Annotated in this window: 20 protein-coding genes; 9 read left to right on the top strand and 11 right to left on the bottom strand. The window is 68.1% G+C overall.

The window, feature by feature from the left end; translation table 11 throughout:
• Positions 1-58 precede the first annotated feature (58 nt).
• Together BX604_RS11635 and BX604_RS11630 are read right to left on the bottom strand one after the other, a co-directional pair.
• The gene (locus BX604_RS11635; protein ID WP_006398637.1) at positions 59-397 is read right to left on the bottom strand and encodes a P-II family nitrogen regulator; all 339 of its coding nucleotides are present in this window, start codon (positions 395-397) and stop codon (positions 59-61) included.
• Positions 398-477: 80 nt separating this feature from the next.
• On the bottom strand, positions 478-2,208 hold the full coding sequence (locus BX604_RS11630) for an NAD+ synthase (protein WP_098552835.1): 1,731 nt from the start codon (positions 2,206-2,208) through the stop codon (positions 478-480).
• Between the two features lie 109 nt (positions 2,209-2,317).
• Between BX604_RS11630 and BX604_RS11625 the strand changes: the two genes are divergently transcribed.
• Complete coding sequence (locus BX604_RS11625; protein ID WP_098552836.1) at positions 2,318-3,502, top strand: GNAT family N-acetyltransferase; 1,185 nt, start codon at positions 2,318-2,320, stop codon at positions 3,500-3,502.
• Positions 3,503-3,532: 30 nt separating this feature from the next.
• Here the strand turns inward: BX604_RS11625 and BX604_RS11620 are convergent, their stop codons facing one another.
• Positions 3,533-4,126, bottom strand: a complete 594-nt coding sequence (locus tag BX604_RS11620; protein WP_143748018.1) for a hypothetical protein — start codon at positions 4,124-4,126, stop codon at positions 3,533-3,535.
• Between the two features lie 173 nt (positions 4,127-4,299).
• On the opposite strand from BX604_RS11620, the gene BX604_RS11615 reads away from it, so the two are divergent.
• The gene (locus BX604_RS11615) at positions 4,300-5,118 is read left to right on the top strand and encodes a GIY-YIG nuclease family protein (protein WP_098550929.1); all 819 of its coding nucleotides are present in this window, start codon (positions 4,300-4,302) and stop codon (positions 5,116-5,118) included.
• 57 nt (positions 5,119-5,175) lie between these two features.
• Here the strand turns inward: BX604_RS11615 and ppa are convergent, their stop codons facing one another.
• Entirely contained in the window at positions 5,176-5,703 is a 528-nt protein-coding gene (ppa, locus tag BX604_RS11610; protein ID WP_006753432.1) for an inorganic diphosphatase, read from the bottom strand.
• Between the two features lie 387 nt (positions 5,704-6,090).
• Here ppa and BX604_RS11605 point away from each other — a divergent pair, with 387 nt between their 5' ends.
• The 3 genes from BX604_RS11605 (at position 6,091) to BX604_RS11595 (ending at position 9,792) form a co-directional block, all read left to right on the top strand.
• Positions 6,091-7,530, top strand: coding sequence for an aldehyde dehydrogenase family protein (locus BX604_RS11605; RefSeq protein WP_098550928.1), 1,440 nt, complete (start codon positions 6,091-6,093; stop codon positions 7,528-7,530).
• 64 nt (positions 7,531-7,594) lie between these two features.
• On the top strand, positions 7,595-8,353 hold the full coding sequence (locus tag BX604_RS11600) for an SDR family oxidoreductase (RefSeq protein WP_098550927.1): 759 nt from the start codon (positions 7,595-7,597) through the stop codon (positions 8,351-8,353).
• Positions 8,354-8,487: 134 nt separating this feature from the next.
• On the top strand, positions 8,488-9,792 hold the full coding sequence (locus BX604_RS11595) for an MFS transporter (RefSeq protein ID WP_098550926.1): 1,305 nt from the start codon (positions 8,488-8,490) through the stop codon (positions 9,790-9,792).
• Positions 9,793-9,984: 192 nt separating this feature from the next.
• Here BX604_RS11595 and BX604_RS11590 read toward each other — a convergent pair whose 3' ends face one another.
• From BX604_RS11590 to hemC, 3 genes are read right to left on the bottom strand one after another with little or no spacing between them, the layout of a single operon-like run.
• Positions 9,985-11,172 carry a heme biosynthesis protein HemY gene (locus BX604_RS11590; RefSeq protein ID WP_098550925.1) on the bottom strand — a complete coding sequence of 396 codons (1,188 nt, stop codon included), beginning with the start codon at positions 11,170-11,172 and terminating at the stop codon, positions 9,985-9,987.
• Between the two features lie 2 nt (positions 11,173-11,174).
• Positions 11,175-13,145, bottom strand: a complete 1,971-nt coding sequence (hemDX, locus tag BX604_RS11585; protein ID WP_098550924.1) for a fused uroporphyrinogen-III synthase HemD/membrane protein HemX — start codon at positions 13,143-13,145, stop codon at positions 11,175-11,177.
• Positions 13,145-14,146, bottom strand: coding sequence for a hydroxymethylbilane synthase (gene hemC / locus BX604_RS11580; RefSeq protein ID WP_098550923.1), 1,002 nt, complete (start codon positions 14,144-14,146; stop codon positions 13,145-13,147). The genes hemDX and hemC overlap by 1 nt, the downstream gene beginning before the upstream one ends.
• Before the next feature lie 226 nt (positions 14,147-14,372).
• Between hemC and ppc the strand changes: the two genes are divergently transcribed.
• Positions 14,373-17,369 carry a phosphoenolpyruvate carboxylase gene (gene ppc / locus BX604_RS11575; protein WP_098550922.1) on the top strand — a complete coding sequence of 999 codons (2,997 nt, stop codon included), beginning with the start codon at positions 14,373-14,375 and terminating at the stop codon, positions 17,367-17,369.
• 140 nt (positions 17,370-17,509) lie between these two features.
• Here ppc and BX604_RS11570 read toward each other — a convergent pair whose 3' ends face one another.
• On the bottom strand, positions 17,510-18,262 hold the full coding sequence (locus BX604_RS11570; RefSeq protein ID WP_098550921.1) for a class I SAM-dependent methyltransferase: 753 nt from the start codon (positions 18,260-18,262) through the stop codon (positions 17,510-17,512).
• A 183-nt stretch (positions 18,263-18,445) separates the two neighbouring features.
• Here BX604_RS11570 and BX604_RS11565 point away from each other — a divergent pair, with 183 nt between their 5' ends.
• The 3 genes from BX604_RS11565 to BX604_RS11555 all read left to right on the top strand — a co-directional run bounded on the left by BX604_RS11565 (position 18,446) and on the right by BX604_RS11555 (position 21,549).
• The gene (locus BX604_RS11565) at positions 18,446-19,255 is read left to right on the top strand and encodes a helix-turn-helix transcriptional regulator (RefSeq protein WP_098550920.1); all 810 of its coding nucleotides are present in this window, start codon (positions 18,446-18,448) and stop codon (positions 19,253-19,255) included.
• Between the two features lie 106 nt (positions 19,256-19,361).
• Positions 19,362-20,771 (top strand): argininosuccinate lyase, encoded by a 1,410-nt coding sequence (gene argH, locus BX604_RS11560; RefSeq protein WP_098550919.1) that lies wholly within the window; start codon positions 19,362-19,364, stop codon positions 20,769-20,771.
• 94 nt (positions 20,772-20,865) lie between these two features.
• A complete protein-coding gene (locus tag BX604_RS11555) occupies positions 20,866-21,549 on the top strand; it encodes an HAD family hydrolase (RefSeq protein WP_098550918.1) in 684 nt (227 codons plus the stop codon).
• Positions 21,550-21,637: 88 nt separating this feature from the next.
• Here BX604_RS11555 and BX604_RS11550 read toward each other — a convergent pair whose 3' ends face one another.
• From BX604_RS11550 to dcd, 3 genes are all read right to left on the bottom strand, one after another.
• Positions 21,638-22,438, bottom strand: coding sequence for a lysozyme inhibitor LprI family protein (locus tag BX604_RS11550; RefSeq protein WP_179894794.1), 801 nt, complete (start codon positions 22,436-22,438; stop codon positions 21,638-21,640).
• Positions 22,439-22,464: 26 nt separating this feature from the next.
• Positions 22,465-24,744, bottom strand: coding sequence for an arginine/lysine/ornithine decarboxylase (locus BX604_RS11545; protein ID WP_098550916.1), 2,280 nt, complete (start codon positions 24,742-24,744; stop codon positions 22,465-22,467).
• Positions 24,745-24,825: 81 nt separating this feature from the next.
• A complete protein-coding gene (gene dcd / locus BX604_RS11540) occupies positions 24,826-25,395 on the bottom strand; it encodes a dCTP deaminase (RefSeq protein WP_098550915.1) in 570 nt (189 codons plus the stop codon).
• Positions 25,396-25,453 lie beyond the last annotated feature (58 nt).

The following is a 25,453-nucleotide window of genomic DNA, read 5'->3' as shown; positions in this document are numbered from 1 at the left end:
TATCGCACCGTTTTTTATTGGCGGGCCGGTTTTGCGCAGCCCTTGCCGGATACGGCGCTCAGACCGCCGCTTCGTTCTCTTCGCCGGTGCGGATGCGGATCACGCGCTCGACGTCCGACACGAAGATCTTGCCGTCGCCGATCTTGCCCGTGCGCGCCGCGCCGATCACCGCATCGATCACCTGGTCGACCTGCGCTTCCGCGACGACCACCTCGATCTTCATCTTCGGCAGGAAGTCGACGACGTACTCGGCGCCGCGATACAGCTCGGTATGCCCTTTCTGGCGGCCGAAGCCCTTCACTTCCGTCACGGTCAGGCCGGTGAGGCCGACTTCGGCGAGCGCTTCGCGGACTTCGTCCAGCTTGAACGGCTTGATGATGGCGGTGATGCGTTTCATGATGGTTGTCCCTCAATGCTCGTTTGGATGAAAAATCGCGATCCCGATTGTAAGCCGTAAGCCGGCCAGCGGCGTGCGGCTCAGTCGAGACGTTCGGTAAAGCGTGACGTGACCGGATAGCGCCAGTCGCGCCCGAACGCGCGATGCGTGACGCGAATGCCGATCGGCGCCTGACGGCGCTTGTATTCGTTGACCTTGATGAGCCGCGTCACGCGCGCGACGTCGGCCTCCGCATAGCCGGCCGCGACGATCTCCGCGAGCGGCCGGTCCTCTTCCATGTACATCCGCATGATCGCGTCGAGCACGTCGTACGGCGGCAGGCTGTCCTGGTCCGTCTGGTTCTCGCGCAGCTCGGCCGACGGCGCGCGCGTCAGGATCCGCTCGGGAATCACGTCGCGCGGCCCGAAGTCGGCACTCGCGTTGCGATAGCGGCACAGCCGGTAGACCAGCGTTTTCGCGATGTCCTTGATCACCGCGAAACCGCCGGCCATGTCGCCATACAGCGTGCAGTAGCCGACCGCCATCTCGCTCTTGTTGCCGGTCGTCAGCACGATCGAGCCGAACTTGTTCGACAGCGCCATCAGCAGCGTGCCGCGGATGCGCGCCTGGATGTTCTCTTCCGTCGCATCTTCCGCCCGGCCCGCGAATTCGGTCGCGAGCGCCGCGCGGAACGCGTCGAACATCGGCGCGATCGCGATCTCGTCGTAGCGCACGCCGACGCGCCGCGCCATCTCCGCCGCATCGCTGGTCGAGATGTCGGCCGTATAGCGCGACGGCATCATCACCGCGCGCACGCGCTCCGGCCCGAGCGCGTCGCAGGCGATGGCGAGCACCAGCGCCGAATCGACGCCGCCGGACAGCCCGATCAGCGCGCCGGGGAAACCGTTCTTGCCGATGTAGTCGCGCACGCCGGTCACGAGCGCGCGATAGACCTGCGCATCGACCGGCAGATCGGGCGCGATCGCGCCGGGCAGCGGCCGCGTGCCGTCGAATTCGACGATCGCATACCCTTCGTCGAACTGCGGCATCTTCGCGACGAGCGCGCCCTGCGCGTCGAGCACGAACGAACCGCCGTCGAACACGAGTTCGTCCTGGCCGCCGACGAGGTTCACGTACACCATCGGCAGCCCGGTCTCGCGAATCCGCGCGCGCAGGATGTCGATGCGCAGCGCTTCCTTGTCCATGTGATACGGCGAACCGTTCGGGATCAGCAGCACCTGCGCGCCGGCCGCCTTCGCGATCTGCGCGGCCGACGCATGCCACGCGTCCTCGCAGATGATCACGCCGTATCTGACGCCGTTCAGCTCGAACACGAACGGCTCGGTGTCCGTCGCGAAGTAGCGCTTCTCGTCGAACACATCGGCGTTCGGCAGATCCTGCTTGCGATAGGTGCCGACGATCTCGCCGCCGACGATCAGCGACACCGCGTTGTAGGTGTCGGTCGGCGGCACGCCGCGCTCGATCGGACGGTTTGCATTACCATCGACGGCTGGCGCGCGCGTATCGTCGCCGGCGCCGCTGCCCGGCCCCCTGCCCGGACCGCGCAACGGATGACCGACCAGCACCGCGAGCCCGTCGAACGCGCGCAGCGCCTCGGCGAGCGCGTCGAGCGCGGCGGCGGCCGCCGCGTAGAACGCCGGCCGCAGCAACAGATCCTCGGGCGGATAGCCGGACACCGCGAGTTCGGGCGCGACCATCAGCTGCGCGCCATCGTTGTGCGCGGCGCGTGCGGCCGCGACGATCCGCGCGACGTTGCCGGCGAAGTCGCCGACGGTGACGTTGATCTGGGCGAGAGCGAGTCGGGTCTTCATGACGGGATCGGCGCAGCCCGGCGGCGCGCCCTGAATGGCTGACGAAATCGTCCCGGACGCGGGCCACGGCGGCACGCATCCGGCGGCATCCAACAGTACGGATTCACGCTTGAAACACGAACGCAACGATTATCGCACGGGCATCCTGTCGTCTCCCTCGGAGGTCCCGGCCGACGAATGGAACGCGCTGCTCGAGCGCGACGCGCAGCCGACACCGTTCCTGCGCCACGAATTCCTCGACGCGCTCCACGTCGCGCGCTGCGCGGTCGACGACACCGGCTGGTCGCCGCATTTCGTCACGCTGACCGACGCGCACACGGGGCGGCTCGCGGCCGCCGCGCCCGTCTATGCGAAGCAGCATTCGTATGGCGAATACGTGTTCGACTGGGCATGGGCCGACGCGTACCAGCGCAACGGACTGTCCTACTACCCGAAGCTGCTGTGCGCGGTGCCGTTCACGCCGGTACAGGGCACCCGCCTCCTCGCCGCCGACGACGATGCGCGCCGCCGGCTCGCGGCCACGCTGCTCGCGTTCGCGGAGCAGAGCGACGTGTCGTCGCTGCACGTGCTGTTCCCGACCGGCGACGAAGCGCAACTGTTCGAGTCGATGGGGATGATGCTGCGCGAAGGCGTGCAGTTTCACTGGATCAACGACGGCTACCGCAATTTCGACGACTTCCTCGGCACGCTCGAACAGAAAAAGCGCAAGAACATCCGTGCGGAACGCCGCAAGGTGCATGACGCAGGCGTGACGTTCCGCCGGCTCACCGGCGACATGATCACCGACGCCGACTGGCGCTTCTTCTCGCGCTGCTACCGGCAGACCTACCGCGAGCACTACTCGAGCCCGTACCTGAATCTCGACTTCTTCCGCGCGATCGGTGCGACGATGCCCGAGAACCTGCTGCTCGTGATCGCGCAGGCCGACGGCAAACCAATCGCGAGCTCGCTCGCCGTCTACCGGCGCGGCGCGAACGGCGGCGGCACGCTGTACGGCCGCTACTGGGGCGCGCTCGAGCACGTGCCCTGCCTGCATTTCGAAACGGCCTACTATCAGCTACTCGAGTTCTGCATCGAGACCGGGCTCGACACGTTCGAGGGCGGCGCGCAGGGCGAACACAAGCTCGCGCGCGGCTTCCTGCCGACCGTCACGCATTCCGCGCACTGGCTCGCACACCCGGCGTTCTCGGATGCCGTCGCGCGCTTTCTCGAACGCGAGACCGAGCATATTCACGCGTACGTCGACGAGCTGCGCGAACACGATCCGTTCCGGCACGGCGCCGGTAGCGCCTGACGCACCACGCCCGCTCGCGCGCGATGCGCGTTACGGTTCGTGGTGGAATTCGCTGAAAGGCGCCTGCAACCGCGTCCGTTGCCCGATCTCGACGCGCTGCGTATAGGTGATGTGCGAATGCGTCGACAGATCGGGGCGGCTCGCGAGCATATCCTGCAGCGATCGTTCATGAGGCGGCGTCTGCTCGATACGTGCACCGCGCGCGCGAACCGCGACCGTCGCGGGGTCGAGCCGGACGGCCGGCGGGGCGGCCGAGGCGGCTGCGGGCTGCATCGGCGGCCGGGCGGTCGCGAACGCCGGCATCGCGCTCCGGCGCGCAAGCGGCGCGAGCGCGGGTACGCTGCGGCCGACATGCAATGCCTCTGCCGTCGGGGCAACGGCCAATCGCGGCGGTGCGTCCAGGCTGGACGGCACCGCATGCGCGGCCACGGACGGCGCGATCGGCGCGAGGTCCGGCGCCGCATGCAAGTTCGCCGCACTCACGGGCGGCGGCGAACCGTCTTCCGCGTGCGCCGCAACGCATACGCAGACCAGACAGCCAATCACCGCACGTCGAATCACTTCGGCTCTCCTTCGACTCACCGTCGTTCGACTCGGTTGACGAACCGAATCGGCATCGCTCACTGACCGGGCGCCATGCGCCTGCCAGTATAAGTCCGCGCACACGGCGCATCCTGTCGGACGCTGGTCGGGCATCACGCAAGCCCGCCACGCGGACAACCCGCCGATCGCGAAATCCGGCGGCCCGCGCGATCTTTTCTGAGACACTGGCGGCTTCGCAGCCCGCCGCCTTCTCCATGTCCTGGTTTCTGTATCTGATCGAATGCGCCGACGACAGCGTCTATACGGGCATCACGACCGATGTCGCTGCGCGCTTCGACGAGCACGCGTCCGGCAAGGGCGCGCGCTACACGCGCTCGCGCAAGCCACGTGCCGTGCTTGCGTCGTTCCCGCTGCCCGACCGGTCGATCGCATCGCGCGCGGAGTACTGGGTGAAGCAGCTCACGGCCGCGCAGAAACGCGAACTGGCGGCCGGGATCCGGACGCTTGAATCGGTGTTGCCGGCCGGGATGTCGATCGACGGGAACGTCGATGAGAGCGTTGTGGCGGCAAGCACGCGCGGGCGGAAGAAGGCGAAGAACGCCGATGAGGTGGTGGAATCGGCTGAAACCGGGAAGGTCGCGAAGAAGACGATGAAGGCCGCGAAGACCGGAAGCGCGACGAAGGCCGCACAAACCGGAAAGACACCCAAGAAGGCAAAGACCACGCCGGCCGCGAAACGGGCGAAAACCGGCGATGCTGCGCCGACGAAAAAGACATCGACGCGCGGCACACCGACCAAGGCGGACAAAGCGGCTAAATCCCGGAAGCCGACCAAACCGGCCGCGAAATCGTCGCCCGCCAGGAAAGCATCTGGTGGCAAGTCCGCTGCGACCGAACGCGACGACACCACTCGCGCACCGGCGCGCAGCCGCACGCAGACGGCAAAGGCCGCCGCCCCCGCTGCCACGCCACGCCGCGCAACCCCGGCAAAACGTGCGAAGGACGCCCCACCTCCCGCCACCTCGCCCAAGAAGCGCCCCGCGCGTAAAAAACAAAACCGCGCGGCCTCCTGAGGAGACACGCGCGGTTTGCGCGGCGGGCGAACCGGCCGTTAGGCCGGCAAGCCGGCTTTACTTCTTGTAGTTCGCTGCGCCGTCGGTGATTTCCTTGTGCGCCGCGTCGATGCCTGCCCAGCCTTCGACCTTCACCCACTTGCCCTTCTCGAGCGCCTTGTATTGCTCGAAGAAGTGCTTGATCTGGTCCTTCAGGTACTCGGGCACGTCGTCGATCGACTTCAGGTTGGCCGTCATCGGGCAAACCTTGTCGTGCGGCACGGCGACCAGCTTCGCGTCGACGCCCGACTCGTCGGTCATCTGCAGCATGCCGAGCACGCGCGAACGCACGATCGAGCCGGCCAGCAGCGGGAACGGCGTGATCACCAGCACGTCGACCGGATCGCCGTCGCCCGACAGCGTCTGCGGGATGTAGCCGTAGTTGACCGGGTAACGCATGCCGGTACCGATGAAGCGGTCGACGACGAGGAGACCCAGCTCCTTGTCCGCCTCGTACTTCACCGGGTCGCTTTGCGCCGGGATCTCGATGATCACGTTGAAATCGTGCGGCAGGTCCTTGCCGGCCGGAACATGGTTGAAGCTCATGAGCGCTCTCTGTTGGTCGATGGAATTCGGGACAGGGCGCCGCGGCCGATGCACCGCCGCGGGCGTCCCCGCAAGGAATGCGCCATTATAGCCAATCGACCGGTGGCGTCCGGATGACGATCGGCGCGATAATCGTTCCCGATGTCCGGCCATCCGGCCACTGGCCCCGTTGCACGTCGAGCGCGAAACATGGGATCCGGGTAAGCGCTGAAGCGCCAACTCGGGTCGACCGCAAAGCATGGGACCCAAGTAAGCGTTGAAGCGCCAACTCGGGTCGACCACAAAGCATGGGACCCAAGTAAGCGCTGAAGCGCCAACTCGGGTCGACCGCGAAGCATGGGACCCAAGTAAGCGCTAAAGCGCCAACTTGGGTCGACAGGAGCAGGCATGGAAGAAGCGAAGCACTTCATCGCAGGCGAATGGACGTTGCCCGCGCAACTGGAAACCATCCCCGTCGTCGATCCCTCCGACGGCCAGCCGTTCGCGACGATCGCGCGTGGCACGGCACCCGACATCGAGCGCGCAGTCGCCGCGGCCCGCGACGCGTTCGCCGGCCCGTGGGGCGCGACCAGCGCCGCCGAACGCGGCCGCGTGCTGATGCGGCTGTCCGCACGCGTCGCCGATCACCTCGAGGAACTCGCCGCGATCGAGGCGCGCGACACCGGCAAGCCACTGAAGCAGGCACGCGCCGACGCAGCCGCGCTCGCGCGCTACTTCGAGTTCTACGCAGGCGCCGCCGACAAACTGCACGGCGAAACCCTCCCCTACCACGCCGGCTACACGGTGCTCACCGTGCGCGAGCCGCACGGCGTCACCGGCCACATCGTGCCGTGGAACTACCCGATGCAGATCTTCGGGCGCAGCGTCGGCGCGGCGCTCGCGGCCGGCAACGCGTGCGTCGTGAAGCCGGCCGAGGACGCGTGCCTGTCGGTGCTGCGCGTCGCCGAGCTGGCCGCCGAAGCCGGGCTGCCGGCCGGCGCGCTGAACATCGTCACCGGCTACGGCCATGAAGCCGGCGCCGCGCTCGCGCGCCACCCCGGCATCGACCACATCTCGTTTACCGGCTCGCCCGCGACCGGCAAGCTGGTCACGCAGATGGCGGCCGAGAACCACGTACCCGTCACGCTCGAACTCGGCGGCAAGTCGCCGCAGATCGTATTCGCCGACGCCGATCTCGAAGCGGCGCTGCCCGTGCTGGTGTCCGCGATCGTGCAAAACGGCGGGCAGACCTGCTCGGCCGGCAGCCGCGTGCTGATCGAACGCGCGATCTACGAGCCGCTGGTCGAACGGCTCGCGACCGCGTTCAACGCGCTGCGGGTCGGCCCGAGCCGCGCGGACCTCGACTGCGGCCCGCTGATCAACGCGAAGCAGCAGCAGCGCGTGTGGGATTTCCTGTCCGACGCGCAGCACGACGGCATTCCGATGGCCGCGCACGGCCAGGTCGTCGCCGACGCGCCCGAAAGCGGCTTCTACCAGGCGCCCGCGCTGTTGCGCGACGTGCCGTCGTCGCACCGGCTCGCGCAGGAGGAAGTGTTCGGCCCGGTGCTTGCCGCGATGCGCTTCGCGGACGAAGACGAAGCGGTCGCGCTCGCGAACGGCACGCCATACGGTCTCGTCGCGGGCATCTGGACGCGCGACGGTGCACGCCAGATGCGTCTCGCGCGGCGGCTGCGCGCGGGCCAGGTGTTCATCAACAACTACGGCGCGGGCGGCGGCGTCGAATTGCCGTTCGGCGGCGTCGGCCACTCGGGGCACGGCCGCGAGAAAGGCTTCGAAGCGCTGTACGGCTTCACCACGCTGAAAACGATCGCGATCCGGCACGGCTGAAGACGGCCGGCAACGACCGGCCGCACCGGCACACCATGCACGCATCCCACCCAGGAGACAGACCATGCGGTTGAGCGGCAAGACGGCCATCGTCACGGGCGGCGGCTCGGGTTTCGGCGAAGGCATCGCGAAGACGTATGCGCGCGAAGGTGCGAACGTCGTCGTCAACGACCTGAACGGTGCGGCGGCCGAGCGCGTCGCGAGCGAGATCGCGCTGGCGGGCGGCAAGGCGATCGCGGTCGCGGGCGACGTGTCGCGGGACGACGACTGGCGCGCGTTGCTGCAGGCCGCGCTCGACGATTTCCATGCGGTGCAGATCGTCGTGAACAACGCCGGCACCACGCACCGCAACAAGCCTGTGCTCGACGTGACGGAAGCGGAGTTCGACCGCGTGTACGCCGTCAACATGAAGAGCCTGTTCTGGAGCGTGCAGACCTTCGTTCCGTACTTTCGCGCGCAGGGCGGCGGCGTGTTCGTGAACGTCGCGTCGACGGCCGGCGTGCGGCCGCGCCCGGGCCTCGTCTGGTACAACAGCACGAAGGGCGCGATGATCACCGCGAGCAAGTCGCTCGCGGCCGAGCTCGGCGCCGACCGGATCCGCGTGAACTGCATCAATCCCGTGCTCGGCGAGACGGCCCTGATGACCGAGTTCATGGGCTGCGAGGACACGCCCGAGAATCGCGGCCGGTTCCTGGCGACGATTCCGCTCGGCCGCTTCTCGACGCCGCAGGACATCGCGAACGCGGCCCTTTACCTCGCATCCGACGAAGCCGAATTCATCACCGGCGTCTGTCTCGAAGTCGACGGCGGGCGCTGCATCTAGCCGCACGACCGTGATTGCGCCGCGCCGGCCACGCCGGCCGGCGCCGCTTCTCCGCATGAGCATTGCCTCGCACGACCCCGGAGCGGGCACCGCTGCGCCAGCTCCGGCCACCACAAGAAAGGACAGGAGACAACATGGCAACATCGACGCAGTCGCTGCCGGGCTCGTCCGGCGCATTCGAGGAAGCAACCTACCGCAAGGTGTCATGGCGGCTCACCCCGCTCCTGCTGCTGTGCTACGTGGTCGCGTATCTCGACCGCGTGAACGTCGGCTTCGCGAAGCTTCAGATGGCAAGCGACCTGAACCTCAGCGACACCGTCTACGGGCTCGGCGCCGGGATCTTCTTCTTCGGCTACTTTCTGTTCGAAGTCCCGAGCAACATCATCCTGCACAAGGTCGGCGCACGCGTGTGGATCGCGCGCATCATGGCGACGTGGGGCGTGATCTCGATCCTGACGATGTTCATCACGACGCCCGCGATGTTCTACGTGATGCGCTTCCTGCTCGGCGTCGCCGAAGCCGGCTTCTTCCCCGGCGTGATCCTGTACCTCACCTACTGGTATCCCGCGCACCGCCGCGGCCGGATGACGACGTTCTTCATGACGGCCGTCGCGTTGTCGGGCGTGATCGGCGGGCCGATCTCCGGCTTCATCCTGAAGGCGTTCAACGGCGCGAGCGGCTGGCACGGCTGGCAATGGCTGTTCCTGCTCGAGGGGATCCCGTCGGTGCTGGCCGGCGTGCTCGTGTTCTTCGCGCTCGACGACCGGATCGCGAAAGCGAAATGGCTCACCGACGACGAAAAGGCGCTGCTCGCGCGCAACGTCGAAGCGGAGGAAGCGACGAAGGAAGACCTGCCGCTCGGCACGGTGATGTCGAGCCCACGCGTATGGCTGATGGCGCTCATCTACTTCTCGTTCGTGATGGGCCTCTACGGTGTCGGCTTCTGGCTGCCGACGATCATCAAGGCGACCGGCGTCGTCGACACGTTCATGATCGGCCTGTTGTCGGCGATTCCGTATGCGGCGGCGGTGGTCGCGATGGTCCTGATCGCCCACAGTGCGGACAAGCGCCGCGAACGACGCTGGCACCTGGCGATTCCGGCCGCGTTCGGCGCGCTCGGGCTCGTGCTGTCGGTGATCTGGGCGCACCAGACGGCGCTCGCGATGCTCGGCCTCACGCTCGCGACGATGGGCATCCTGACCACGCTGCCGCTGTTCTGGAGCCTGCCGACCGCATTCCTCGGCGGCGCGGCGGCCGCCGCCGGCATCGCGATGATCAACTCGATCGGCAACCTCGCGGGCTTCCTGAGCCCATACATGATGGGCTGGCTCAAACAGGCGACCGGCGCGAACGACGCGGGCATGTACATGCTCGCCGGGTTCCTCGTGCTCGGCGGGCTGCTCGCACTGTCGGTGCCGAAACGGCTCGTCGACAAGTGATGCCGGGTGCATGGCGCGCTGATCGGACAGGCCGGCCGACCGCCGGCCCCTGAAACACCCCGACGACCGGGCGCGAGCGAGAACGACCTGCTGCGCAGGCTCGGCGCGTCACACATTCGAGCCCGCGCGCAACGGACGAAAAAAAGCCCCGAAGGCCGATCGGCGTTCGGGGCTTGTTGACGCAGCGGCGCGTCAGACCACGGTGATCGCGAGCGCGCTTTCGCGGTAGTGCCTGGCGGCCTTGTCGGTTTCGCCGAGATGCTCGAACAGGCGCGCGAGCGCACGGTGCGCCCGCACCTTCAGCGCCTCGTTGTCGGCCTGCTTCAGCGACGCCTCGAGGAACGACTGCGCCTTGCCCCACAGCTGCTGCTGCTGGCAGAGGCGGCCCAGCGCGAACAGCAGGTCGGCGTCGTCCGGGTGATCCTTCTTCCACCCTTCGGCCTTCTGGATCAGCGGCAGCGCATCGCCGCCGGCGGTGTCCGGATAGCGGCGCAGCAGGCGCGCATCCCAGTTGTGCGCGAGCGCGTCCTCGACGATGCGGCGCGCTTCGGTGCGGCGCTCGAGCGGCACCAGCAGGTCGGCCGCGAGATCGGCGAGACGCGGCGACTGGCGCTCGAGCGGCGACAGCGATTGCCACACTTCGAGCAGCGCATCCGGATCGTGCCGGCGTTCGCGCAGCAGGTTTTCCGCGGCCTGCTGGCGCAGCCGCACGGCCGCGGCCGGATGCAGCGCCTCGCGCTTCTCCAGCGCCTTCGCGAGCTTGAGCACCTCGGCCCAGTTCTTCAACTGCTGCTGCGCGCGCAGCGCGACCTGCTGTGCATGAATGCGCTTGCCGCCCGCCTGCATGTCGGCCAGCGCGGCGAGCGCGCCGTCGGCATCGCGTGCGTCGGCACGCATGTCGGCCGACGCGAGCAGCCGTGCATCCTGCCATTCGGGCGCATCGACCTTCGACAGCCAGTCGTCGCGACGCGTGTACTCGTGCATCCGGTGCGCGGCCGTCGCGGCGACGAGGCTCGCGGCGCCCTGGTTCTTGTCGACCGCGAGCGCATCGCGTGCGGCCTTCTCGGCGCGCGAGAAGCGGCCCGCATACAGGTTCGCGATCGCGTCGCGCAGCGACGCCTGGGCCTTCTCGTTACGCGAACGCGCGCGATACGCGGCGACCCGCTGCGGCATGCGCCAGATGTTGCGCACGATGCGCAGCAGCGCATACACGACGATGAACAGCACGACGATGGCGATCACGAACAGGTTCAGCGACACGTCGACCCGGTACGGCGGATAGACGAGCAGCACCTGCCCCGCATCGAAACGGCCGACGGTGGCGAGTGCCACGGCAATCGCGAACAGGATCGCGAGCCAGACGATTCCTCGAAGCGTCATCGTTACCCCCGGCTCTTGAACTGCTGAACGGCGTTCAGGCTCGTGTTCAGGTTCGGCACCGCGACCGTCAGCGATGCGCTGTCGACCTGCTTGAGCAGATCCTCGACCGATTGCGTGTCCTTCGATGCCTGGTCGAAATACTTGCCGAGCGACGCCTGCGCGGCGTGCAGGTCGGCCTTCATCGCGCTGTCGTTGCGTGCGAGCAGCGACAGTCGCGCGGTGAGCAGGCGCAGCTTCACATTCTCGCGCACGAAGTAGCCCTGGTCGGGCGACGCGAGCATCGCATCGGCGTTGTCGATCCGGCGCACCTGCACGAGGCCCTTCAGCTGCTGGCCGAGGCCGGCGGAGAAGTCATGCCACCACACCTTCCAGCGCGGCGTGTCGGCGGCGACCGACGACGCGGCGTCGGCCCCCGCGGCCTTCGGCGCTGCGTGCGGGACGATCGCCTCGCCCGACAGCGGCAGCGTGTCGATCTTCGCGATCGCATCGTCGAGCTTGATCGCGAGGCCCGTGAGGTCGGCCGACGGTGCGGCCTTCAGCTTCTCGATGTCCAGCGCGAGCGCCTTGCGCACCGTGACGGCCTGCGCGCTCTGCGACGTCGCGAGACGCGCATCGGCATTCTGCAGCGCGATCAGCGCGAGCTGCGTGTTGCCCGTCAGCTGCAACTGCTGGCTCGCGCTCGACAGCATCTGGTCGACCTCCTCGAGCATCCACGCATCGCGGTTGCGCGACAGGTCCTGGTATTGCTGTTGCAGCGCCTGCTGCGCGCTCTGCGCATCGGCGAGCTTGCCGTCGAGCTGCGCGAGCTGCGTGTCGACCTGGTGCGTGCCCGCGAGCGCCTGCTCGGTCTTCATGCGGGTCTCGGCCGTCTGCGCATCGAGCGTCTTCTGGCGCGCGACGAACGAATCGCCGAGCCGGTCGACCTTGCGGTTCAGCGCGTAGCCGCCGACACCGGCCGCGCAGCCGAGCACGACGATGACGAACCACAGCGCCGCGCTGCCGCCGCGGCGCGCATGCGGCTCGGACGCGAGATAAGGGGGAGTGGGCGGCGGTGCGGATGCAGCGGCCGGCTGGGAAGCGACGCTTTTGGAATCGTTGGTATCTGTCATGCGTTTAGTCACCGGTGCGGCTGTCGCCGGTTGGACGGCCTCGTCGGCCATCGTTCGAAACGCGCGGACGATGCGCTCATCGCCCGCGCCGGTCAGCATAATCCTATCAAAACCCAGTACGCGCGCGGTCTGCTCGATACGCGGATGCGGCGTCACGAGCGGTGCATGCTTCAGCGCGTCGATCTCCGCGTCGTTCAGGTGCGTGCGGGCGAGTTCGTGCAGGTTGCGCACGCCTTCCGAGCTCGTGACGAGCCACCCGTGCGGCGCGCCGGCGAGCAGCGCATGCACGCGCTCCCACGCGGCCACACGCGGCTCCGGCACGACGCGCCGGTAGGCGGCGACGAGCGTGACGTCCGCGCCGGCTTCGCGCAGCCGCTCGGCGAGCCATTCACGCCCGCCGTCGCCACGCACGATCAGCACGCGTTTGCCGGCGAGCGCCTGCGCGCCGCCGAACGCGGCCTCGAGGCTCGCGAACAGGCTTTCGGAATCGTAATGCGGGACGCCGCCGTCGGCCAGCGCTTGCGGTGCGATCACGCGATGCGCGGGCGCCGCGATGCCGTGGCGCTCGAGCGCGGCGACGCTACCGGGCCCGACGACGCCGATCGGCAGCGCATTCGGCCAGATCGCGCCGTACTGCGCGAGCGCGCGGTCGATCGCATTCGGCGACACGAAGATCACGAGCGCGTAGTCGGCGAGCGCGGCGAGTGCCGCATCGAGCGGCGCCGGATCGTCGACCGGCGCGATGTCGATCAGCGGAAATTCGAGCACGTCGCAGCCGGCTTCGGCCAGTTGCGATGCGAGTGTGGCCGACTGGCCGTCCGGGCGAGTCAGGACGGCGGTGAACGCGCGCGCGCCGCCCGCCATCAGGCGTCGCCCTTGCCGGCCTGCGACGCGGCGAGCAGTGCGTTGACGATGTCGAGCGCGCCCTGCGCCTCGAGCTCGTCGGACACCGCGCGGCCGAGCGCGAGCGCATCGGCGACCGTCACGACGGCCCCGCACTCCTCGACCGTCAGCACGCGCTGGCCGTCGGTCGTCGACACGCGGCCCGTCAGGTACAGCTCGCCCGCGCGCCACACCGCATGCGCGGCGAGCGGCACTTCGCAGCTGCCGCCGAGCGCACGCGACACCATCCGCTCGGCCTCGACCGCAAGCGCGGTCTGCCGGTCGTGCAGCGGTGCCAGCCACGCGGCGACGTCGGCGCGGTGCGCGGCGATCTCGATGCCGAGCGCGCCCTGGCCGGCGGCCGGCGGGCTGTCCTCGACGTCGATCAGCGCGCGGATCCGCGCGTCGAGGCCCAGGCGCTTCAGGCCCGCGGCCGCGAGAATGATCGCCGCGTAATCGCCGCGATCGAGTTTGGACAGGCGCGTGTCGAGGTTGCCGCGCAGCGGCAGCACGTTCAGGTGCGGATAGCGCGCGCGCAGCATCGCCTCGCGGCGCAGGCTCGACGTACCGACGACCGCGCCGGCCGGCAGCGCGTCGAGCGACGCGTAGTCGTTCGACACGAACGCGTCGCGCGGATCCTCGCGCTCCATGATGGCCGTGAGCGCGAAACCGTCGGGCAGCGCCATCGGCACGTCCTTCAGCGAATGCACGGCCAGGTCGGCACGACCGTCGGCGAGCGCATTCTCCAGTTCCTTCACGAACAGGCCCTTGCCGCCGACCTTCGACAACGTACGATCGAGAATCTGATCGCCACGGGTCGTCATCCCGAGGATTTTCACGTCACAAGCTGGATATAATTTGCGCAGCGCATCACGCACATGTTCGGCTTGCCACATCGCCAGGCGGCTCTCACGCGAAGCAATCGTCAGCGTCGCGGGCGACTGCGTCTGTCGCGGCCCTGCCGCAGGAATCTCGGAATTCATTGCTGGAACATCGAAGGACGGGATTGAAGATCGAACAATGGTAGCACGCACGCCCCAGCCCGCCCGGGCCCGGAGCCTGCGCCCGCCGCGCTTCGGCGCGGGCGGCGACACCGATGCGCGAATGTGCCGCACGTAGCTGGTTGCTTGACCGCAGTTCCCGCAGTTCCCGTAGTTTCCGCAGTCCCCGCAGTCCCTTTTGACTCGAGCTTTCCCAAGGAAACCCATCGTGAAGTCTTCCGGATCGGCGCGTACGGCGCGCCGCAATGCTGCCCTGCCCTCCTCCGACGCCCAGACGGGCACCGTCGCCACTGCCGCGAACGGCCGTGCGAAAACGGCAACGAAACCGAAAGACCCGATACGTCAGACAAAACGCACCATTAAAAACGCCGGCCCGGCGGCCCGTACCTCGAAGCCCGGCGCCCGCACGCGCGAGGACAAGGACGGCCCGCTGTTCGAAGACATCCGCTTTCTCGGCCGCCTGCTCGGCGACGTGGTGCGCGAGCAGGAAGGCGACACGGTGTTCGACGTCGTCGAAACCATTCGCCAGACGGCGGTGAAGTTTCGCCGCGAGGACGACAGCGAGGCCGCGCAGACGCTCGAGAAGAAGCTGCGCAAGCTGACGCCGGAGCAGACGGTGAGCGTCGTGCGCGCGTTCAGCTATTTCTCGCACCTCGCGAACATCGCGGAAGACCGCCATCACAACCGCCGCCGCCGCATCCACGCGCTGGCCGGCTCCGCATCGCAGCCGGGCACCGTCGCGTACGCGCTCGAACAGTTGAAGACGACCGGCAACGCATCCAAGCGCCTGCTGCAACGCTTCTTCGACGATGCGCTGATCGTCCCGGTGCTGACCGCGCACCCGACCGAAGTGCAGCGCAAGAGCATCCTCGACGCGCAGCACGACATCGCACGCCTGCTCGCCGAGCGCGACCAGCCGCTCACCACGCGTGAACGCGCATACAACGAATCGATGCTGCGCGCGCGCGTGACCGCGCTGTGGCAGACCCGCATGCTGCGCGATGCGCGCCTGACGGTCGGCGACGAGATCGAGAACGCACTGTCGTACTACCGCGCGACGTTCCTCGACGAACTGCCGGCGCTGTACGGCGACATCGAGGCCGCGCTCGCCGAGCACGGCCTGCAGGCGCGCGTGCCCGCGTTCTTCCAGATGGGCAGCTGGATCGGCGGCGACCGCGACGGCAACCCGAACGTGACGGCGCCGACGCTCGACGAAGCGATCACCCGCCAGGCCGCGGTGATCCTCGAACACTATCTGGAACAGGTGCACAAGCTCGGCGCCGAGCTGTCGGTGTCGAACCTGCTGGTCGGCGCGAACGACGCGGTGAAGGCGCTCGCGGCCGCATCGCCCGACCAGTCGCCGCATCGCGTCGACGAGCCGTATCGCCGCGCGCTGATCGGCATCTACACGCGACTCGCCGCAAGCGCCCGCGTGCGTCTCGGCGAAGGCACGGTGCCGGTGCGCAGCGCGGGCCGCGGCGCGCCGCCGGTACGCGCCGTGCCATACGCGGATTCCGAAGCGTTCGTCGCCGACCTGAAGGTGCTGACCGCGTCGCTCGACGAGCATCACGGCACGTCGCTCGCCGCACCGCGCCTCGCGCCGCTCATGCGCGCGGCCGAAGTGTTCGGCTTCCATCTCGCGAGCATCGACCTGCGCCAGAGCTCCGACATCCACGAAGCCGTGGTCGCCGAGCTGTTTGCGCGTGCGGGCGTCGAAGCCGACTACGCGGCGCTCGCCGAGGAAGACAAGCTGCGCGTGCTGCTCGCCGCGCTCGCCGATCCGCGTCCGCTGCGCTCGCCGTACCTCGAATACTCGGCGCTCGCGCAGAGCGAGCTCGGCGTGTTCGAGAAGGCCCGCGACGTGCGTGCGCAGTTCGGCCCGCGCGCCGTGCGCAACTACATCATTTCGCATACGGAAACCGTCAGCGACCTCGTCGAGGTGCTGCTGCTGCAGAAGGAGACGGGCCTGCTCGACGGCACGCTCGGCGGCAATGCGAAGAGCGGCCTGATGGTGATCCCGCTGTTCGAGACGATCCCCGACCTGCGCGACGCCGCGCGCATCATGCGCGAGTACTTCGCACTGCCGGGCGTCGACGCGCTGATCGCACACCAGGGCGCCGAACAGGAAGTGATGCTCGGCTACTCGGACTCCAACAAGGACGGCGGCTTCCTCACGTCGAACTGGGAGCTGTATCGCGCGGAACTCGCGCTCGTCGACCTGTTCCGCGAACGCAAGATCACGCTGCGCCTGTTCCACGGTCGCGGCGGCACGGTCGGCCGCGGGGGTGGCCCGACCTACCAGGCGATCCTGTCGCAGCCGCCGGGCACCGTGAACGGCCAGATCCGCCTGACCGAACAAGGCGAGGTGATCGCGAGCAAGTTCGCGAACCCCGAGATCGGCCGGCGCAACCTCGAAACGGTCGTGGCCGCCACGCTGGAGGCGTCGCTGCTGCCGCAGTCGAACGCGCCCGCGCAACTGCCCGCGTTCGAAGCCGCGATGCAGACGCTGTCCGATGCCGCGATGGCGTCGTATCGCGCGCTCGTTTATGAAACGCCGGGCTTCACCGACTACTTCTTCTCGTCGACGCCGATCACCGAGATCGCCGAGCTGAACATCGGCAGCCGTCCGGCGTCGCGCAAGCTGCAGGATCCGAAGCACCGCAAGATCGAGGATCTGCGCGCGATTCCGTGGGGCTTCTCGTGGGGGCAATGCCGGCTGCTGCTGACGGGCTGGTACGGCTTCGGCAGCGCGGTAAGTGCGTATCTCGACGGCGCATCGGACGAGGCCGACCGCACGAAGCGCGTCACGCTGCTCAAGAAGATGAACAAGACCTGGCCGTTCTTCGCGAACCTGCTGTCGAACATGGACATGGTGCTCGCGAAGACCGATCTCGCGGTCGCGTCGCGCTACGCGCAGCTCGTTGCCGATCGCAAGCTGCGCAAGCACGTGTTCGAGCGGATCGTCGCGGAATGGGAGCGCACGTCGCAGGCGCTCGCGGAAATCACCGGGCACGAAGGCCGCCTCGCGACCAACCCGCTGCTCGCGCGTTCGATCAAGAACCGCTTCCCGTATCTCGATCCGCTGAACCACCTGCAGGTCGAGCTGATCAAGCGTCACCGCGCGGGCGACACGAACGCGCGGCTGCGTCGCGGGATTCACCTGACCATCAACGGGATCGCGGCCGGCCTGCGCAATACCGGCTGATCCGCGTGCGGCGCGGGTTCGCCCCGCGCCGGCCGGCCGGCCGGCCGGCAGTACGAAACGAAAGCCTCGATACGCGGCCCGCGCGTATCGAGGCTTTTTTCATCGGGAAACGCGCCGGTGCGAGCCGCCGCGCCGCGCGCTCATTGCGCGTCGATCAGCAATGCATCGTGCTCGAACGATCCGTCCGCCTGCACCGCGTAGTAGCCACGCACCTCGTCGGGCGCATGCGCCCACAGCGCATGGATGCCGGCGACGCTGTCGGCCGGCGTGCGGATTCGCGCGACCCACGTGTCGAAGTCGATCGGCAGGCGCCAGCGGCTCTGCACCTGCGCATCGAACCCGGCGCCACGGAACATCGCGAGCCACTCGTCGGCACGGTAATCGCGCACATGGGACGCGTCGCGCAACACTTCCGCGGCCTGCAGGTACGTGTCGAGCAGCGGATGGTCGTTGCCCGCGATGTCGATCATCAGCACGCGGCCGCCCGGCTTGAGCACGCGGCGCACTTCGGCGAGCGCTGCGCGCACGTCGTGCCAGTGGTGTGCGCTCATCCGGCTCACCACCCAGTCGAAGGTCCCCGCGTCGAACGGCAGCCGCTCGGCCGGGCCCTGCTGCGTTCGAACGTTCGCAAGCCCGCGCTCGCGCGCGGCGCCGTCGACGGTCGCGAGCATCGGCGCGGCGAGATCGTACGCGACCACCTCGCGCACGTGCGGCGCGACCGCGAAGCTCGCATGGCCCGCGCCGCAACCGAGATCGAGCACCGCGGCATCGGGCGTCGCGCGCACGGCGTCGGCCAGCGCCTGCAGATCGGCGCCCGTCGCGTGAACCGTGCTCGTCAGATAGGCGGCGGCCGTCGTGCCGAATGCGTCGGCGACCTGGTCGTGGTGTTTCATCGTTCGCTCCTTCTTGTGGTGGGGCGCGCGCTGCCTGCCAGCGCGCGAATCGCTACAATAGGGCCGCGCTTGTACCAGTACAAGTTAAGCAGTTATTCTGGTATTCGTTACACCTGCCTGATTGTTGCCGCGCCCAGCGCCTTTTTCCCTTTTCGTCGTTTCAGCCATGTCAGCCGTTTTCGCATGAACCCGTCGTCCTCTGCCCCCACCCCGCCGCTCGACGCGACGCCCGCCCGCGCGCTCGGTGAATTCATCCGCGCGCACCGCGAACGGCTGTCGCCGCAGGCCGTCGGCCTGCCGCCCGGCCCGCGCCGCCGCACGCCGGGCCTGCGGCGCGAGGAAGTCGCGCAGCTCTGCGGCGTCAGCCCAACCTGGTACACGTGGATCGAGCAGGGCCGCCCGGTATCGGCGTCGGCCGACGCGCTCGCGCGGATCGCCGTCGCGCTGCAGCTGTCGAAGGCCGAGCGCGCGTATCTGTTCGAGCTGGCCGCGCAGCGCGACCCGGCCGAGCCCGACGTCGCGGCCGGCGACCTGCCGCCGACGCTCGCGGCGACCGTCGCCGCGATCGCCACGCCCGCCTACGTGCTCGACCGCCAATGGAACGCGCTCGCGTGGAATGCGCCGGCCGCCGCGCTGTTTACGGGCTGGCTCGACGGCGAGCACGACCGCAACCTGCTGCGCTTCACGTTCATGTCGCCGGCCGCGCGCACGCTGATCGTCGACTGGGACACCCGGGCGCGGCGCCTCGCGGCCGAATTCCGCGCCGACTCGATCCGCCACCTGGCCGACGCGCCGACCCGCGCGCTGATCGACGCGCTGATGGCCGGCAGCGACGCGTTCGCGCAGTACTGGGCGTCGCAGGACGTGTTCGAGCGAGAAGGCGGCCTGCGCGAGTTCGACCACCCGGCCGACGGCCGTCTCGTGTACCAGCAGATCACGCTGAAGCCCGCGCACCGCGAAGACCTGAAGCTCGTGGTCCTCGTGCGCGATTGAGCGAGCGGCCCGCGCCGGCAAAGGCCGGCGGGCCGCCCCGCGAATGTTAGAATCGCGGGATTCCCTCGGCGGCGCACGCCGCCCAACTCCCCTTCGAAGAATCGCCATGACGTCCCAACTGCACAAAAAGGGCGAGGCCTGGTCGGCCCGCTTCTCGGAACCGATGTCGGAGCTGGTCAAGCGCTACACGTCGTCGGTGTTTTTCGACAAGCGCCTCGCGCTCGTCGACATCGCCGGCTCGCTCGCGCACGCGAGCATGCTCGCGGCGCAGAAGATCATCAGCGCCGACGACCTCGCCGCGATCGAACGCGGGATGGCACAGATCAAGGGCGAGATCGAGCGCGGCGAATTCGAGTGGCAGCTCGACCTGGAAGACGTCCACCTGAACATCGAGGCGCGCCTGACCGCGCTGATCGGCGACGCCGGCAAGCGCCTGCACACGGGCCGCTCGCGTAACGATCAGGTCGCGACCGACATCCGTCTGTGGCTGCGCGGCGAGATCGACCGCATCGGCGGCCTGCTGACCGACCTGCGCGGCGCCCTGATCGACCTCGCCGAGACGAACGCCGACACGATCATGCCGGGCTTCACGCACCTGCAGGTCGCGCAGCCGGTCACGTTCGGCCACCACCTGCTCGCCTACGTGGAAATGTTCACGCGCGACGCGGAACGCATGCGCGACTGCCGCACCCGCGTGAACCGCCTGCCGCTCGGCGCGGCCGCGCTCGCCGGCACCAGCTACCCGATCGACCGTCACGCGGTTGCGAAGACGCTCGGCTTCGACGGCATCTGCGCGAACTCGCTCGACGCGGTGTCGGATCGCGACTTCGCGATCGAATTCACGGCGGCATCCGCACTCGTGATGACGCACGTGTCGCGCTTCTCCGAAGAACTCGTGCTGTGGATGAGCCCGCGCGTCGGCTTCATCGACATCGCCGACCGCTTCTGCACCGGCAGCTCGATCATGCCGCAGAAGAAGAACCCGGACGTGCCCGAGCTCGCACGCGGCAAGACCGGCCGCGTGAACGGCCACCTGATGGCGCTCCTCACGCTGATGAAGGGCCAGCCGCTCGCGTACAACAAGGACAACCAGGAAGACAAGGAACCGCTGTTCGACACGGTCGACACCGTCGCCGACACGCTGCGGATCTTCGCGGAAATGGTCGCGGGCATCACCGTGAAACCGGACGCGATGCGCGCGGCCGCGCTGCAGGGCTTCTCGACCGCCACCGATCTCGCCGACTACCTCGTGAAGCGCGGCCTGCCGTTCCGCGATGCGCACGAAGCCGTCGCGCACGCAGTGAAGATCTGCGACGACCGCGGCATCGACCTCGCCGACCTGACGCTCGACGAAATGAAGCAGGACCTGCCGAACGTCGCGCACCTGATCGGCGACGACGTGTTCGGCTACCTGACGCTCGAAGGGTCGGTCGCGAGCCGCAATCACCCGGGCGGCACCGCACCCGACCAGGTGCGTGCGGCGGTCAAGGCCGCCCGCGCCGCGCTCGGCAAGTAAGCCTGCTGTCACGAACGGACGCCTTCGGCGTCCGTTTTTCATCCGGGCGGCCGTCGCGCCGCCCGTCGCCTTCCCCGCTTCCCGGATACCGCCGATGATTTTCTCCGCCGCGCTCTTCGACATGGACGGCCTGCTCGTCGATTCCGAGCGGACCATCATGAACACGTGGATCGACGTGTCGAACGCCCACGGCGTCGTGCTGACCGAGATCGACTACCTGCAGATCGTCGGCCGCTCGTTCGCCGAAGGCCAGGTGATCCTCGCGCGCTTGATCGGCAACCCCGACACGTTCGACGCCGTGCGCATCCGCGTGCGCGAACAGCTCGCCGCGCCCGAACCGCATCCGAAGTTTCCGCTGAAGTCCGGCGCGCTCGCGCTGCTCGAGACGCTCGCACAGGCCGGCATTCCGTGCGCGGTCGCGTCGTCGTCCGCACGCGACGTGATCCGCGCGCGGCTCGATGCGGTCGGCGTGCTGCCGTTCTTCCGCGCGATCGCGGGCGGCGACGAAGTCTCCCGCGGCAAGCCCGACCCGGCCGTCTACCGGCTCGCGGCCGAACGCCTCGGCGTGCCGGCACAGGCCTGTGTCGCATTCGAGGACAGCGATTTCGGCGCGCAATCGGCGGCCGGCGCCGGCGCCTCGGTCGTCACGGTGCCCGACCTGAAGGCGCCCACGCCCGAGATCGTCGCGCTGAGCCTGCACGTGCTCGCGTCGCTCGACGACGCGGTCGCGCTCGTGCCGTCGTGGTTCGGCCGCCTCGATACGCAGCAGCCCGCGTAAGCACGTCACGCAGCGTCCCGAATGCAAAACGGGCACCCGAGGGTGCCCGTTTTGCATCGTCGCGAACGATCGGCGTCGCGGCCGCACGTTACTTGTTGCCCGCCGTCTCCGACAACCGCTTCATCGTCGCGATGCGCGCGCCGATCAGGTCGACCCGCCCGTCCTCGCCGACGAGCGGCGCCGTTGAATCGCGGAACGCCACCCACGCACGCTGCGCGCGCACGAGCGTCGCGGCCGAATGCGCCGGCATCTTGCGACGCAGCTTCTGGTAATAGCGGTTCAGGTCGAATACCGCGTGCTCGCACGCGGCGTCCTGCACACACGGCCGCACACGCTGGATCGCCGGGTCGCGCGCGACGTTCGCCGGCTTGCCGGCGGCTGCCGCGGCAGCGCCTTGCGCCGTGCTTGCACCGCCCTGCGCACCGCTCGTCGCCGCGACCGGCACCGCGGCAGGCGGCGCATACCGATCGGCCGCCGCGCGCAGCGCGAGCGCGCGATCGCGCACCGGCTGCAGCTGCATGTCGGCGCTCGACATCGTGTACGCGGTACCGCGCGTCGTGTCGTACACCGCCTTCAGCAGCTGCAGTTCATCCTTGCGCCACGTGACCCAGCGGCGCTGACTGTCCTGCCAGCCGCGCTTCGCATCGGCCGGCGCATCCTTCGACAGGCGCTGGTACGAACCATCCATCACCACCTGCCACTGCTGCTGCGCTTCGCCCATGCACTGGATCTGGCCGGCCGTCGACGACCGGTCGCGCCGCGCGAGACACTGCCGCATCGCGACGTCGATCGGGTCGGCAGCGGCCACTTCCGCGTGCGCCGCATTCCACCCGATCGGCCCCGCCAGCCACGTCGCCCAGACGACGAGCGCGGCCAGCGCCGCGCGCATCGCCCGGATTCGTTCCTGCGCCACCATCAGTCGCGCACGCAGTCGACGAAATACTCGACGCGACCGTTCACTTCTTCCGCGACGAGGCCGTGGATGTCGGTATGGAAGCCCGGGAAGCGTTCGTTGAAGTCGCGCGCGAACCGCAGGTAGTTCATGATCGTCTTGTTGAAGCGCTCGCCCGGAATCAAGAGCGGAATGCCCGGCGGGTACGGCGTCAGCAGGATGCTCGTCACGCGGCCTTCGAGCTCGTCGAGCGGCACGCGGTCGATCTTGCGGTGCGCGAGCTTCGCGAACGCGTCCGACGGCTTCATCGCCGGCTCCATGTCCGACAGGTACATCTCCGTCGTCAGGCGCGCAATGTCGTTCGCACGGTACACGTCGTGGATCTGCGTGCACAGGTCGCGCAGGCCGACGCGCTCGTAGCGCGGATGCTGCGCGACGAATTCCGGCAGCACGCGCCACAGCGGCTGGTTGTTGTCGTAGTCGTCCTTGAACTGCTGCAGCTCGGTCACCATCGAGTTCCAGCGGCCCTTCGTGATGCCGATCGTGAACATGATGAAGAACGAGTACAGGCCGGTCTTCTCGACGATGATCCCGTGCTCGGCCAGGTACTTCGTGACGATCGCGGCCGGAATGCCGGTGTCGCCGAACTCGCCGTCGACGTCGAGCCCCGGCGTGATGATCGTCGCCTTGATCGGGTCGAGCATGTTGAAGCCTTCCGCCAGCGAGCCGAAGCCGTGCCAGTGGTCGTTCGGCTTCAGCATCCAGTCGTCGCGCGAACCGATACCCTCTTCGGCCAGCTCGTCCGGACCCCACACGCTGAAGAACCAGTCGTCGCCGTATTCGGCGTCGACCTTGCGCATCGCGCGACGGAAGTCGATCGCCTCGGCGATCGATTCCTCGACGAGCGCGGTGCCGCCCGGCGGCTCCATCATCGCGGCCGCGACATCGCACGACGCGATGATCGCGTACTGCGGGCTCGTCGACGTGTGCATCAGGTACGCCTCGTTGAAGCGGTGCTTGTCGAACGTGCGGTTCTCCGAATCCTGCACGACGATCTGCGACGCCTGCGAGATGCCCGCGAGCAGCTTGTGCGTCGAGTGCGTCGCGAACACGAGCGCGCCCGTGCGCGGACGGCCGTCGCCGATCGCGTGCATGTCGCGGTAGAAGTCGTGGAACGTCGCGTGCGGCAGCCACGCTTCGTCGAAGTGCAGCGTGTCGAGCAGGTCGCCGAGCAGGTCCTTGATCATCTCGACGTTGTAGACGACGCCGTCGTACGTGCTCTGCGTGATCGTCAGGATGCGCGGCTTCATGTCCGGATTCTGGCGCATCGCCTCGCGCGCGAACGGGTTCGCCTCGATCTTCTTGCGGATGTTCTCCGGCTTGAATTCGTCGCGCGGGATCGGCCCGATGATGCCGAAGTGGTTGCGCGTCGGCGTGAGGAACACCGGGATCGCGCCCGTCATCGTGATCGCGTGCAGGATCGACTTGTGGCAGTTGCGGTCGACCAGCACGATGTCGCCCGGCGCGACCGTCGCGTGCCAGACGATCTTGTTCGACGTCGACGTGCCGTTGGTCACGAAGAACAGGTGGTCCGCGCTGAAGATGCGCGCCGCGTTGCGCTCGGACGCCGCGACCGGGCCCGTGTGATCGAGCAGCTGGCCGAGTTCGTCGACCGCGTTGCACACGTCCGCGCGCAGCATGTTCTCGCCGAAGAACTGGTGGAACATCTGGCCGAGCGGGTTCTTCAGGAACGCGACGCCGCCCGAGTGGCCCGGGCAGTGCCACGAGTACGAGCCTTCGTCTGCGTACTTCACCAGTTCCTTGAAGAACGGCGGCGCGAGCGAGTCGAGATAGACCTTCGCCTCGCGGATGATGTGGCGTGCGACGAACTCCGGCGTGTCCTCGAACATGTGGATGAAGCCGTGCAGTTCGCGCAGGATGTCGTTCGGCAGATGGCGCGACGTGCGCGTCTCGCCGTACAGGAAGATCGGAATGTCCGCGTTGCGGCGGCGCACTTCGGTCACGAAAGCACGCAGCTCGATGATCGCGGTCGCCAGTTCGGGCAGCTCGCCGTCCGGGCCCGTTTCGCCGAGCATGAGTTCGTCGTCGTCGATCGACAGGATGAAGCACGACGCGCGGCTCGACTGCTGCGCGAACGACGTCAGATCGCCGTAGCTCGTGAGGCCGAGGACTTCGACGCCCTCCTTCTCGATCGCCTCGGCCAATGCCCGGATGCCGGAGCCCGAGATGTTCTCGGAGCGGAAATCTTCGTCGATGATGACGACGGGGAAACGAAACTTCATGGGCGATTCTCCAAAAAGAACGACCGCGGCGCGTCACGCGCAGCGGTCACCCGGAAACTGGTGAGACGTTATGCAACCAGATCAGGTTTTCGGCAGCGTGACACCGCGCTGACCCTGATACTTGCCGCCGCGATCCGCGTACGACACATCGCACACTTCGTCGCTTTCGAAGAACAGCACCTGCGCGACACCTTCGTTCGCGTAAATCTTCGCCGGCAGCGGCGTGGTATTCGAGAACTCCAGCGTGACGTAGCCTTCCCACTCGGGTTCGAACGGCGTCACGTTGACGATGATCCCGCAGCGCGCGTACGTCGACTTGCCGAGGCAGACGGTCAGGACGGTGCGCGGGATGCGGAAATATTCGACGGTGCGGGCCAGCGCGAACGAGTTCGGCGGGATGATGCACACGTCGCCCTTGAAATCGACAAACGAACCCTCGTCGAAGTTCTTCGGATCGACGATCGTCGAGTTGATGTTCGTGAAAATCTTGAATTCGTCCGCGCAGCGGATGTCGTAGCCGTAGCTCGACGTGCCGTAACTGACGATCCTGCGACCGTCCTGGGACGCGCGAACCTGATCGGGCACGAACGGCTCGATCATCTTGTGCTCTTCGGCCATGCGCCGAATCCACTTGTCGGACTTGATACTCATATCGGTGCGCCTGGAAACGCTGCGTGACAGTCGGTAAGGGTCACTGACATGAGACAGC

This window comes from Burkholderia sp. JKS000303, assembly GCF_002563755.1.
Lineage (GTDB): Bacteria > Pseudomonadota > Gammaproteobacteria > Burkholderiales > Burkholderiaceae > Burkholderia > Burkholderia anthina_B.
The sequence above is the reverse complement of the archived record's forward strand: the minus strand, read 5'-3'. Positions and strand labels throughout refer to the sequence as shown.